Source organism: Paenibacillus borealis, from assembly GCF_000758665.1.
Classification (GTDB): domain Bacteria; phylum Bacillota; class Bacilli; order Paenibacillales; family Paenibacillaceae; genus Paenibacillus_AQ; species Paenibacillus_AQ borealis.
The window spans coordinates 2,789,117-2,802,694 of the sequence record NZ_CP009285.1 but is presented as its reverse complement, the minus strand read 5'-3'; the positions used below and the strand labels follow the sequence as shown (position 1 = coordinate 2,802,694).

Below are 13,578 nucleotides of genomic sequence, written 5' to 3'. Positions count from 1 at the left end.
ATAATAACGGGTATAGGTCGTGAAGAACACGCCGCCGCAATAGAACGTTTGTCTGGAGCCTACCCCCGGATACGTTGTATTGAGGCGGCTTTTCTTGTATCCAAATAAGATTACATCAAGGGTCAAACTATTCGTAGGAGGAAGCGCAAATGTCGAGATTTGAGCAGTACTATGATGAATGGCTGCAGGAACAGATTACTATGGAGACCAGCCCAATAAGACTGGCGTTGCTTCAAAAAGGGCTGGGGCATGGTACCAGAGAATTTCTGCGTGCAGTCTGGTTTCCCGCTATCGGTAATTTCAATCATCTCTTTCCGGAATGGGAGGTGCGTGACTTTAACAACGGCTACCGCTATTTGGATCTGGCCTATATGCCCGGCGGAGCCAAAGGCGGAATTGAAATCCAAGGCTTCGGCCCCCACGCCAGAGATCTGGATGTCAGAAGATTCAAAGACCTGTGCAGACGGCATTGTCTGCTGGCACTGGATGGCTGGACCTTTCTGCCCATCGCATACCCGTCCATCACCGAAGAACCGCAGCTATGCCAGCAGTTAGTGCTCGCTTTTATTGGCAGATTCATAGCCACGGACGTATCCGCATCGTTATCCTGGCTGGAAGCAGAGACCGTCCGCCTGGCCCGGCGCATGCTGCGGCCGCTGACTCCGCTGGAGCTTGCCCGGCACCTCCGGGTATGTGACCGTCAAGCCAGACGCATCCTGCATGATCTCGTAGAGCTGCAGATCCTTGATGTCGCGAGTGGTTCACATCGGGTGCGGACTTTCCAGCTCCACCGGTAATGGCGGAAATCCCCTGCAGGCGCAGGGGGGCACAGACCCGCAATGGATACGACTAAGCAATGGATACGACCAGGAGTAACCAGTAACGGGGTACAACCAGGAGTACCAGCAATGGGGTAACCAGCCAGCAATTAGCATAAACGAGTAACATAAGCGGATAACAAACGAGTACTATGTACAATGACTGCTGGTGAGTACCAATGAGTGCCAATGAGTACCTGTGAGTCCAATGAGTACCTGTGAGTCCAATGAGTGCCCATGAGTGTAACAATGAGTACTAGTAATCACCTGTGAGTACCTGCTGTGAAATCATCGGCACTTCTGCTTGGCCCGTCACCTGATGCGGACTGAGATGCGCTTATTTGCAGAAATAGCGGCTTTTTCACTCGCTCGCGGACTGAGACTCCCTTATTTGCTTCTGAACAGCCCCAAAACACCCATTTGAGCAGCAATAGCGGATTCTCAGTCCGTGAACAGCCTCAAATCTGTCCTTAATTCCAAAATAACGGAATCTCAGTCCGCACCGTTATTTCATTATGCACTTATTCACTATTACGCTCTCTATGTATGCTTCCTAGTCGGCTTTCACTATGCACAGATTCGCCACTGCGCTCACTCTATGTATACATTTTTGCCGGCTTTCATCCGCTGACCACTGACTTCTGAACTCTCCCCTACACGCAGCACTCCATCGCATCCGTTCTATGCGCCCTCATCACACATAGTCACCTGCTGAATTCAGTAGAATCCAGCAGGTGTCTGCCGCAGTTAACTTGCCCTTTACCGGCGGGCAGCTGCTCCAAGCACACTGCGGAGGTACCGTCCGGTGTGGGATGCCTCTACCTCCGCGACCTGCTCCGGCGTTCCTTCCGCGACCACATACCCGCCCTGGTCCCCGCCTTCCGGGCCCATATCAATGATATAATCCGCGGACTTGATTACATCCAGATGATGCTCAATGACAAGCACGGAATGGCCGCTGTCTACCAGCTTGTTCAGCGCCACCAGCAGCTTCTTGATATCTTCCAGATGCAGACCCGTTGTCGGCTCGTCCAGGATATACAGGTTATGGGCGCCCTTCTTGATCTTCGCCAGCTCATAGGCCAGCTTCACCCGCTGCGCCTCACCGCCTGACAGGGTGGTTGAGCTTTGGCCGAGGGTCAGATATCCGAGACCAAGTTCATTCATAATGGCGAGCTTGTGCTTAAGATACTTATGCTCCCCGAAGAAATCGGCGGCTTCTTCGACCGTCATCTCCAGTACACCGGCAATGCTTTTGCCCCGGATTGTGATCTCAAGGCCCTCTTCTGAGAAGCGGCTGCCTTTGCAGACCGGGCACAGCGTCTCTATATCTGCCATGAACTGCAGATTCGTAACCAGAATTCCGTCTCCTGCACAGTGCTCACAACGCGTGCCGTTTGCGTGAGTCAGGCTGAAGTCGATGGGCTGATACCCCCTGGCTGCCGCTTCGGGCTGCATGGCATACAGGTCGCGGATTTTATCATAGATGCCGATATACGTAGCCGGATTGGATTTGCTGTTCCGGCCGATCGCTGTCTGGTCAATATTGATCACATGATTCAGCTGATCCGCTCCGAACAGGAAGTCATGCTCCCCGGCGACAATCCGTGCAGAGGTTTTGTCTATCCGCAGCTGCTTCGAGAGAATCCCGTTGATCATCGAGCTTTTGCCTGAACCAGAGACTCCGGTTACACAGATCAGCACACCAAGCGGGATATCCAAATCTACATTCTTCAGATTGTTCTCGCGCGCTCCCTGGATCGACAGAAAGGCATCGCCCAGTCTGCGCCGCGCTTCAGGAACAGGAATGAACGCCTTGCCCGATAAGTACTGCCCGGTGACTGACTCCGGCTGGTCCATGATACTGTCCACACTTCCGCAGGCAACCACATTTCCGCCATGGATGCCGGGACCCGGACCGATCTCGATGATATGGTCCGCACTGCTGATCGTATCCATATCATGCTCAACTACAATGATCGTATTGCCGAGATCACGCAGCTTCATCATCGTATCGATGACCCGGTGGGAATCCCGCGGATGCAGGCCGATGCTTGGCTCATCCATGATATACAGCATCCCCATCAGCTCACTGCTGATCTGGGTGGACATTTTGATCCGCTGCATCTCACCGCCCGAAATGCTGTCGCTTCTCCGGCCCAGGCTGATGTAATGAAGCCCGATTTCAATCAGCAGCGAGATCCGCGTCTGCAGCTCACGGACGATCGTGTCCGCGATCTCACGGATGGCCGGCTCGAAGCTTAAGGTATTCAGAAACCCAAGCAGCTCATGAAGCTGCATCCGGCTGAGCTGGTCAATATTCTTATTCCCCACCGTAATCTGCAGCCGCTGCCGCTTGAGTCTCACGCCGCTGCATTCCGGGCAGACCTTCTCGATCATGCAGTCTTTGATGAACGCCGGCTCGAAGGCCTCCGAGGTTGAGGACTTGCGGATGTAGTGCTTATACCAGCTCTCCATTTCCTGGACGAAGCCGCCAAACGGCCGGTCCCGGCCGGTCATCCAGTTCTTCTTGGCGGAATTCGGCGGTTGAAGCATAGGAACAAGCTCGCCCTTGGTACCGTAGAATAGCAGATCATGAACAGAGGCCGGCAGCTCATGAAACGGGACATCCAGACTGAAGCCATATTTCTCCGATAAGCTGTACATCAGCACTGTACGGTAACTGTCCTTGCCGGCGGTATTGAACACAGTGTTCTTCAGCGCGCCTTTATTAATGCTTTTCTCAGGGGCCACCACCAGAAAACGGGGTTCTACCGCATACGACATCCCTACCCCAAGACAGGTATGACAGGCGCTCGCTGGCGTATTGAAGGAGAAATGAAAAGGCTGCATATCACAGAGGAAGTAATGATGCTCCGGGCAGCCGAAGTGCTCGTAGAAGCCCTTAGCCTCTCCTTCACCAGTCCCTCCAATGATCTCTACTTTAATCATAATATCCTCATCCAGCGCCAGCATCGCCGACTCTATGGATTTGGTCAGCTGAATATATGTTTCATCCTTCAGGGTGAACCGGTCAATAATCATCTCGATCCGGTAGAAAAGGCTCTCGTCCAGTCCGGACTCATCAGCCAGTGAGAAAGGCATATCGTCGACAAGCAGATGCTTGAAGCCCTGTTCCCGCAGCTTCTGGAAGGTATAGCTGTACTCCTCGCCATAAATCTTGTAGACCGGCGCCCGCAGTTCTATGACGGTTCCCTCCGGCAGCGAGGATATATGCTCGGCAATCTGGGCAGCGGATAATTGCCTGAGCGGCTGGCTGCAATCTGGACAATGCCCGGTACCTGCAGTGGCGAACAGCAGCCGCAGATAATCATTGGTATCCGTTACCGTACCGACCGTGGAGCGGGGGTTATGGTTGCCCTTTTTCTGCTCAATCGCGATTACCGGGGATAAGCCCCTTACTGAATCCACCTTCGCCTTCTTCAGCTGGCTGATGCGCCCCTTGGCGAAGTTCGATATCGAGTCCAGGAATCTCCGCTGCCCTTCTCCAAAGATGACATCAAAGGCGAGCGAGGATTTGCCCGAGCCGGACACTCCTGTAATGACAGTCAACTGGTCACGCGGGATCTCCACGGATATGTTCTTGAGATTATTCTGCCGCGCTCCCGAAATTTCAATCGATGTGCGGATAGACACTGGCTGCTTCCTCCTCTTATTCTCCATCCTTTAGGGGATGTACATATAACCGATTTCTTCAACAGACGGCCTGCTCTTCGGGGTGATGCGGATGGTCTGCGACACCTTCCCGATGATCCCCTTATCCGCCAGATACTCCAGAATGTCCACCAGATAATGGCTGTCCATACTAAAATGCTTAGCAAACAAGGTCACGGTTCTGATCTCACCGTCTGCCAGGAAATCCAGTACAGGTCTCTGCAGGATGCTTAGCTTCCCGTCGATAAACCGTCCCATCTCTTCAATAGCACTCCCTATTTCAGCCTCATTCATAAAGCGGGACATCGCATCCGTATAAAAGGGGGCCAGCTGTTCAGGTTTTCTAGCCAGAATCTTCAGAATGGATTCCCGTATCGGAGGTTCGCCCTGCGAGCAGACTTCCATCTTGGCGATCAAATCCGCGGCCTTCAGCAGATAAAATTGGGCATACAATAGATCCCCGCGCACGGTGAGCCATTTCCGGCTTTTATGAAACAGAGAGATCAGTTCACCAGCGTCCCTTAATAAAGATAAGGCAATATCGTTGCTCCCCAGCTTCTTGAATTCCTCGAAATACCCGTACAGGCTGTCATCCGCCGAATAAACGATCTGTCCCATGGCGAAATAAGCCTGCGGGATGGAAGCGCCGATCATTTTCTCAAATCCTCTTTTAAACATACTCCGGGTATGCAGATGAACATTAATCGTAATCCCGTCCTCAATGAGGCAATAGGAGTTCTGCTGGAGCGGCTGATCCCGTACAATGATAGCCATATCGATATCGCTTTTCTCCCATACCTGATCGTAAGCGAGGCTTCCGCACAGTATCACTGCAATGACGTTCAGGTCACTCTTCACCCGGTCCACAAAGCTGTCCACTGCACCTTTATAACGGTTCTGCAGTTCTGCTTGCCCACTTATACTCCTGTTCACTGACCTCCACCTTTCTATTTCCGAGTAAAGATGATTATGCCTATCCTGGTCCCTGTGGTAAAATTATACTGTGTGCTTCCTGGTAAAACAGGACAAAAATTGCTGTGATAGGAACCTGCGATGGATCATTATTTGCTGGAAACACTGAATACAACAACTGCTTATATGGAAGAACATCTGCTGGAGCCGCTGTGCTTGGATGATATCGCGGCCAGGGTGAATATCTCCAAATTCCACCTGCTGCGCATCTGGAAGGGAGCCACGAATACCGGGCTCATGGAGTATGTCCGCAGAAGACGGATTGCGCTCTCCCTTGGCGACCTGCTTCACCACCAGAACAGCATTGATTTCATCTCTGCGAAATACTCCTTCGGCTCTGAACGGGCCTATAACCGGGTCTTCAAGGATGAATACCAGACCACACCAGCCAAGTGGCGCAGAAATCCCGTTCCGCTGAATATTATGGACCGCTTCAACACGGGCTTACTCGGCCGTGCAGCGGAAGGACTGGTATACTTCCGCTCCATGAGCGTCCTGCCGGCCTTCTCCATTGCCGGACATCAAATGAGAATTAACGACAGGGAGAATGCCAGCTCTCTGGAAGCTACAGAGCGGGCTGTGCATTTCTTTTACCATGACCGCCTGAGAATTGAGAATCCGGTTCACAAGGATGTCTATATCGGCTTCACCTCAGTTCCGGAGCCGTATGAAGGTTCAACCTTATACCAGCCCTCCCTGCAAATCAGCACCAGCAGCATTATCCCTCCGGATATGCAGGTCCGGCATGTCCAGGCACATAAATACGGTGTATTCACCTATATCGGCCTTCATCGTCCTGAGGAGCTCTCGGCGTTGACTCTGCAGGAGGTCTGGAAATATATCTTCGGGACCTGGATGCCCGCAGCCCAGATTGACCTCCCTGAACACTTCAGCTTTGAATGGGTTAATTATGCCAAGTGCAGCAAGCAGTACTGTGAATGTGATTTGTATTTTCCGGTTTCGGTGTTATGACTTACCAAAAAAACCGCCGGACACGAGCTGTCCAGCGGTCTTTTTACAATTATGCATTTCTTTGCTTATCAGGTGTGATCCTACGTTTAAGCCCGGGCTGCAAAAGCGTCCGCAGACGCAGACAAATAATAAGCCAGTCCGGTCTGCTGCCCTTCCAGCATGCGGAGATGGAAATCATCACTCAGGAAAAAACGGTTCTGCGCTGCAAAATCCTCAGCCGATATCAGGTGCCCATGCTCCTTCAGGAACTCCAGATGTTTCCCTATCAGCTCCGCAATCGCCTCATCATTATGCTTCCGGCCAGCCCGCAGGGCATCTGCCATGGCTGTCATAAATGCGGCGGCCTCAATGGCCAGCTCATTCATGCGCTGCGGCTGGACAGGAGCAGCATCCAGCAGATCATAATCATAAGTCTCCTTCAGATACTCATGCTGCTCCTGCAAGGCTTCCCTCCACTCCTCTTCACGCTCAAAACCTGTAAATAACTCCTTATCCTCCATCTGCTCTCCTCTTTCCCTGCTATTTTGGGTCTTGCGCAGCGTTTCGATAATCCGCTCCAGCCGCTCCTTCCGCTGGTGAAGCAGCTCTTCCTGCTCTGCCAGAATGGACGAGCGGTCCGGATGGTCCTGAAGCAGCTGTTTTATCTGCTCCAGCGTGAAATCCAGTTCCCTGTACAGCAGAATTTGCTGCAGGCGTTCGAGTTCACCGGTTCCGTACAGACGATAGCCGGCACTGCTGATTTCAGACGGCATAAGCAGACCGATGCTGTGGTAGTGATGCAGCAGCTTGACGGTCACCTTGGACATCGCCGCTACTTCCTTGACGGTGTATAGCACCCTCCTCACGCTCCTTTCCGAATTCAGTCTAAAGCCTCCCCCAAGGGGAGAGTCAACACTATAATCTATAATGTAAACAACCCGCAGATCAGCTCTGCGGGTTCTTGGAATATACAATTTTACGGATGCTGTCTATGGATAATCCATATTGCTCACACAACTGGGGATATACAAGGCTTCTCCGTGAATATATTGCTGAATCTCCTTCAGCAGGTGGTCTGGCAATAACGCTGCTGCATTTACACATTTCATCTCTGGCCCGCTCCGTGAACTACACACCACCTATGAGGTGGGTGCTTCTTGGTCAATAGAGCTAACGCTCCAAGTTTACTGGCTCGTTCCTAGCCCATTGTGCCATTTACATGGCTAGTTTCAGAAGATTGGCAGCCGCATTCCGATCTCGATCGTGCTCCGTATGGCACTCTGGACAAGACCATTCCCGTACAGCCAGATTCTTGACTTCTGCGTTTTTGTAGCCACAATAGGAACAGAGTTGACTGCTTGCATAGTTTGGAGGGGCAATGATCAACTGCCGATCATACCATTTCGCTTTGTAGGTCAGCAGTTCTCGGAATAATCTCCAGGAGACTTCGGATATGGCCTTCGCTAACTTATGATTCTGCAGCATGTTCTTTACACGCAAGTCCTCCATCACGATCACTTGGTTTTCGTGGATCATTCGGGTGGACGTTTTGTGCAAGAAGTCTTTCCGCTGGTTTGCTATTTTTTCATGCAGCTTCGCCATTCGGAGTTTGGCCTTGGTTCGGTTGTGGCTTCCTTTTTTCTTTCGGGATACGCTTTTTTGCAGCATTATTAATCGTTGTTCCGATTTCCGCAGATGTTTCGGATTCGCAATCACTTCACCCTCTGAGGTCACCGCAAAGCTTTTCAGTCCTAAATCGACGCCAATTTTCTGGGCTGCTATAGGCAATGGCGTGCTTTCTGTTTCAACTCGGATGGACGCAAAGTATTTGCCGGATGGTGTTTTAGAGATAGTACAGGATTTGACCCGTCCTGAGAAAGGGCGGTGCATCCGGATTCGGATTCTGCTCTTTAGCTTTGGGATTTTAAGCATACCGCCTTCAATTCCAATCGTTCCTTTTTGATTGTTTGTTGTAAAGCGGTCTGTATGTGTTTTCTTGCTTTTGAATCGGGGGAAGCCCATAGTCTTCTTCTGAAAAAATTGTTTGTACGCTTGGTCCAGATGGAGCTGGACATTGGCCAGGGCGAGGCTGTCGATTTCTCGGAGCCACGGGAATTCTTTCTTGTAACCCGCAGGTGTTGTATGGGGCATCGTCGCTGTGATGTGGTAATGTTTGATCTTATCCGATAACATTTTATTGTAGATAAAACGGACGGCCCCGAATACGTTAGCCAAATAGTGTTGCTGCTCACGGTTAGGATAGATACGGTATGTATACGCTCTATAGATAAGCAAACGATGCACCCCATTTCCAAACATTCACAAAACAATTATAGCACATACGTTCTTATGATAGGCAACTTTTTTCCATATACAAAGAAAGACCGTAGTCATTCGTCCCGCCATTTTAGAAGTCAGGTAATTCTGCTACCTAAAATGTTAGAATAATACTATCCGCAACAATGTGGAAAATCCGCCGCCCTTTCTCCTTGAATATTAAATATAATTAAACTTTACTGTCCAAAGATTGGTTTTTTGCCAGAGCCGAATATATAATGGGGTTTATATGGTAAAGAAAGGGTGCTGATAATCCAATGAAATTTTCGGAGTACCGTTATGAACGTCCGGATGTCGAGCAATTTAAGGTAGACTTCACAAATTTACTGAAAGGCCTGGAGACCGGCAATCTGGAGGAGCAGAAGGCTGCAGTGGCAGCGATGAATGAGCTCCGCAGCAACTTTGGAACGATGGAGACAATTGTCAGCGTCCGCCATTCAATTAATACTGAGGATGAGTTCTACAAGGCTGAACAGGACTTCATGGATGAGACCGGTCCGGTAGTCCAGGAGTACATAACGGATTATTACAGAGCCCTTGTGAATTCCAGGTACAGAGCCGAATTTGAGCAGGAATGGGGAACACAGCTGCTAAGCTTGGCCGAAATTTCACTGCGCACCTTCAGCCCTGAAGTGATTGGAGACCTGCAGCTTGAGAACAAGCTATCCTCTGAATACGCCCAGCTGATCGCCTCTGCCAAAATTAAGTTCGACGGCGAAGAGCGTACCCTGGCCCAGCTGATCCCTTATGATTCATCGACGGACCGTAATGTGCGTAAGGGAGCTTTTGAAGCCAGATATGCCTTCATGTCAGAGCATGAACCGGAGCTTGACCGGATTTATGATGAGCTCGTTAAGGTCCGGGCCAATATAGCTGCCAAGCTTGGATACAGCTGCTTCGTGGAGCTGGGGTATGACCGGATGATGCGTACCGATTACAATGCCGGAATGGTCGCTAATTTCCGCAAGCAGGTGCTGGAGAATATCGTCCCTGTTGCGACGAAGCTGAAGCAGCGCCAGAAGGAGCGTCTTGGTCTGGATGAATTGAAATTTTATGATGAGGGCATTAGCTTCAATTCCGGGAATGCTGCTCCCAAGGGTGATCCTGACTGGATCGTGGCTAACGGGGCGAAGATGTACAAGGAGCTGTCACCGGAAACCGACGAGTTCTTCAGCTTCATGCTGAACAACGGGCTGATGGATCTGGTCAGCAAGAAGGGCAAGCAATTCGGCGGATACTGCACCTACTTCAGTGACTATCAGGCACCGTTTATTTTCTCCAACTTCAACGGAACCTCAGCGGATATTGATGTGCTGACCCATGAAGTCGGACACGCCTTCCAGGTGTATTCCAGCCGTAACTCCGGTGTTCCGGAATATGCTTTCCCGACCTTTGAAGCCGCCGAAATCCATTCAATGAGCATGGAATTCTTCGCCTGGCCGTGGATGGACCAGTTCTTCGAGCAGGATGCGGACAAATACCGCTTCAATCACCTGGCAGACAGCCTGCTGTTTATTCCTTATGGAGTGTCGGTCGATGAGTTCCAGCATTTTGTCTATGAACACCCGGAGGCAACTCCGGCTGAACGTAAACAGGCCTGGCGGGAAATTGAGCAGAAATATCTGCCCCACCGCGATTATGACGGCAACGTCTATCTGGAGCAGGGCGGCTTCTGGCAGAAGCAGGCGCATATCTACCGTTCTCCGTTCTACTATATTGACTATACACTGGCCCAGCTCTGCGCCTTCCAGTTCTGGAAACGCTCGAACGAGGATTTCAAATCCGCATGGTCGGATTATCTGCGCCTCTGCCAGGCTGGAGGAAGCCAGTCCTTCACCAAGCTTGTAGAGCTTGCCGGATTGATCTCACCATTCGAGGACGGCTGCGTCAGCTCCGTAATCGGCGACATCGAGGGCTGGCTGAACAGCATTGACGATAAGGCGCTGTAAGCAGCAAACCGCCTGCGGGATCGATTCCACCGGATCATTCAATTAAATAAGAAACGTCAGATAAACGGGCCTCTGGAATCAATTCCAAGGCTCGTTTGGCGTTGCGGGAATCATATTTCTCCCCTGGGACCTCTCTGAAGATGTTATGCTTACTCTCAAAAGCCCTTAAGGGCAAGGGGGAAGCCGAAGCTACGGTATGGACATCAATGATCTGATTACTCTATGGAATCAAGCGAGCTGCAAAATAATAGATATTCGCCGCGTTACGGCCAAACCCGGTGAATCCCTTCTCTCCTATAAGGCACCTTCCAGCCTGTTTCTCATGTCGGTCCGCGGCAATGCGACAGCAGAAGTGGACCAGCAAATTCATCGCGTGCAGCGTTTTACAGTGATTCATGCCGGCAAAGGCACTGTGCTGAGCATTGCTGCGGGCAGCGAAGGCTTGGATTACTATAGCGTTTATTATAAAACGGACCGTAATTCTCCGTTACCCTCCGGGCTTGCCGGGCGATCCGGGCAGGCTAACCCCGTGGATCATACGTACAGTATTACGCCGGAGCATCCGGTAGCACTGCATCAGATCATTAGCGAGATGTACAAGGAATGGCGGAGACAGAAGCCGCTTGTACATCTGCGCGTCCGCACTTTACTATATCAATTCGTATATGAACTGCTTCATCAATTGCAGGCGCATGCCGCAAGTCCGGCTAGGCGGGACCTGGCTGCCCAGGTTGCCGCCATCATTCAGGAGCATTACGCACAGGCTATTACCCTGGAATCACTGGCGGAGAACGTGAACTACAGCATCCCCCACTTATCTTCCTATTTCAAGACCCGGACCGGACTAAGTCCCATTGATTATTTAATCAAGGTACGCATCGATAAGGTTGCGGTACTGCTGCTTGAAACGGATGCTACACTGAAGGAAATTGCTGCTGGCGTCGGCTATCAGGATCCGAGCTATTTGGGCCGGCTGTTCAAAAGATACAAAGACGTTTCCCCGATACGCTATAGAGAATTGCATGCCGGGAAGAAGAAACCAGAAGATTGTCCTGTCATAACCATGGAATCCTCCATTGTCCCCCCTGAATCATTTAACTATACTAATATAATTGATAACGATTATCAGTTAGATCGTATAGACGAGGGGGATCTATTCATGTTCAAACATTTAAGGCCTACGCTGGCATCGGTATTGCTGCTAAGCTTCATTCTGTTGCTGAGCGCCTGCGGCACAAACGGTGCGAAGGAGCAGCCGCAGACCAAAAGCGTTACTACCGTTAATGGAGAGGTGGAGGTACCCCTTCATCCGCAGCGGATTGTTGCCGGCGAGTATCTGGGCAGTCTGATTGCGGTGGGCATTACGCCGATCGGAACATCTGATCACCATATTAAGAATCCTTATTTCCAGGAATATCTGAAAGATGTTGAGAACATAGGGGAAGGCAACGGCAACGTAGAGAAAATTCTGGCGCTTGAACCGGACCTGATTATAATGGACGACATGTACCCCGAGCTGAATGAGCAGATGTCGAAAATAGCGCCTACTGTCGTTATACCGTACGCTTCCTTGAAGACTGTACATGAGGAGGTCTCTTATTTCGGTGATCTGCTTGGCCGGGACAAGGAGGCCAAGTCCTGGCTCGACGACTATGACACCCGTATCGCAAGTGCCAAAGACAAAGTGCTGCAAGTAATACCTGCAGACAGCACCTTCTCCGTTATTGAATCGAGCGACAATAGCCTGATGGCTGTCGGAACCTCATTCGGCAAGGGCGGCCAGCCTATATACAACGGATTCGGCTTCAAGCCTCCTGCGGAGATCGCTGCTGAAATGGCCGATCCCGGCTGGGCTTCATTCTCTGCGGAAGTATTGCCCAAGTATGCAGGAGATTATATTATTCTGACCTCCGATTCGGAGACGCTGAATGGACTCCGGGCGGACCCGATCTGGGGAGCACTTCCGGCAGTCAAGAATAACCATGTGTTCCTATGGACAAGCGACCGTTCCGGTTATTGGGACCCGATAGCTATTCTTAGCCAGACCGAAGAATTGGCCGCATGGCTGACAAGCTTATAAATTATTCGGGAATAGATCCCTGGGCTCTATCCCAAACCCAAAAAGCACTTCCTGCCAGTACAGTGGCGGAGTGCTTTTTGCGATGTAATCTATGTAGAACAAATCTGGGGCCTGTGTTCTATTCCAGCGGCGGCTCCTGCAGGGCAAATAAGGTCTCCACCGGCTTGAAATAGAGATGTCCGTCCGGCCATGGCTGGAAATGCAGATCCATCCGCGAGTCCGTCCACATCTCCGGAGTGCCCGATGTAGCCAGCTTCTTCGGCAGCACGGGCACTTCCACCACTGCCGGGAACTCCTGATAGCCGAACAGCAGGTTCTCATGAATTCCGATCACTTCATACTTCGGCCCGTGGAACGCATGCTCTTCCTGCAGCTGGTAGTGATAATAGACATAACTGGCCACCATCTCCGGCTTCAGATGCGCCACTCTTCCGACCATCTGCTCAGGTTTGGTCTTGCGCCGCCAGTGCCCGGCATCCGCCGGTGCATTGAAATGAAACACATCCATCAGCGGAATCCATTGGCGGGGCTGATCTTGTCCCGGCCAATCCGCAAGGTGCTGCGCAGCCTGCGGGAACAGTTCTTCCGGAAGGACTGCTTCCTCTATACATTCGTAGTAGAGGAACACGTTTTGATTCCAGCTAAATCCCGCAGCCGTCATCAAGTGGCCTTCCTGAATCAGCTTTGCCGCTTCCCCGCCGGTCCGCAAATAATTGCTGCCCGCTTCGCCTGAACCCTTCAGGCAAGCTCTGGCCATTACCCTGATCATCGTCTTGTCCAGCTCCCATTCCGCCTG

At 51.2% G+C, this 13,578-nt stretch carries 9 protein-coding genes; 4 read left to right on the top strand and 5 right to left on the bottom strand.

Translation table 11 applies throughout. The features are described from left to right. Window positions 1-149: 149 nt before the first annotated feature. The gene (locus PBOR_RS11610) at window positions 150-797 is read left to right on the top strand and encodes a hypothetical protein (RefSeq protein WP_042211804.1); all 648 of its coding nucleotides are present in this window, start codon (window positions 150-152) and stop codon (window positions 795-797) included. Between the two features lie 780 nt (window positions 798-1,577). On the opposite strand, the gene uvrA is transcribed toward PBOR_RS11610, so the two are convergent. Together uvrA and PBOR_RS11600 are read right to left on the bottom strand one after the other, a co-directional pair. Continuing rightward, complete coding sequence (gene uvrA, locus PBOR_RS11605; RefSeq protein ID WP_042211803.1) at window positions 1,578-4,475, bottom strand: excinuclease ABC subunit UvrA; 2,898 nt, start codon at window positions 4,473-4,475, stop codon at window positions 1,578-1,580. A gap of 30 nt (window positions 4,476-4,505) precedes the next feature. Beyond that, the gene (locus PBOR_RS11600; protein ID WP_245648134.1) at window positions 4,506-5,426 is read right to left on the bottom strand and encodes a nucleotidyltransferase domain-containing protein; all 921 of its coding nucleotides are present in this window, start codon (window positions 5,424-5,426) and stop codon (window positions 4,506-4,508) included. Window positions 5,427-5,546: 120 nt separating this feature from the next. On the opposite strand from PBOR_RS11600, the gene PBOR_RS11595 reads away from it, so the two are divergent. After that, window positions 5,547-6,437 carry an AraC family transcriptional regulator gene (locus PBOR_RS11595; protein WP_042211802.1) on the top strand — a complete coding sequence of 297 codons (891 nt, stop codon included), beginning with the start codon at window positions 5,547-5,549 and terminating at the stop codon, window positions 6,435-6,437. Window positions 6,438-6,523: 86 nt separating this feature from the next. Here the strand turns inward: PBOR_RS11595 and PBOR_RS11590 are convergent, their stop codons facing one another. Both PBOR_RS11590 and tnpB read right to left on the bottom strand, forming a co-directional pair. Next, window positions 6,524-7,273 (bottom strand): MerR family transcriptional regulator, encoded by a 750-nt coding sequence (locus PBOR_RS11590; RefSeq protein ID WP_042211801.1) that lies wholly within the window; start codon window positions 7,271-7,273, stop codon window positions 6,524-6,526. A 358-nt stretch (window positions 7,274-7,631) separates the two neighbouring features. Beyond that, entirely contained in the window at window positions 7,632-8,705 is a 1,074-nt protein-coding gene (tnpB, locus tag PBOR_RS11585; RefSeq protein ID WP_042219271.1) for an IS200/IS605 family element RNA-guided endonuclease TnpB, read from the bottom strand. A 305-nt stretch (window positions 8,706-9,010) separates the two neighbouring features. Between tnpB and PBOR_RS11580 the strand changes: the two genes are divergently transcribed. Both PBOR_RS11580 and PBOR_RS11575 read left to right on the top strand, forming a co-directional pair. Further along, window positions 9,011-10,702, top strand: a complete 1,692-nt coding sequence (locus PBOR_RS11580) for a M3 family oligoendopeptidase (protein WP_042211800.1) — start codon at window positions 9,011-9,013, stop codon at window positions 10,700-10,702. 196 nt (window positions 10,703-10,898) lie between these two features. Continuing rightward, window positions 10,899-12,782 (top strand): AraC family transcriptional regulator, encoded by a 1,884-nt coding sequence (locus tag PBOR_RS11575; protein WP_042211799.1) that lies wholly within the window; start codon window positions 10,899-10,901, stop codon window positions 12,780-12,782. Window positions 12,783-12,900: 118 nt separating this feature from the next. Here the strand turns inward: PBOR_RS11575 and PBOR_RS11570 are convergent, their stop codons facing one another. Next, window positions 12,901-13,539, bottom strand: coding sequence for a hypothetical protein (locus PBOR_RS11570; protein WP_245648133.1), 639 nt, complete (start codon window positions 13,537-13,539; stop codon window positions 12,901-12,903). Between the last annotated feature and the right edge of the window lie 39 nt (window positions 13,540-13,578).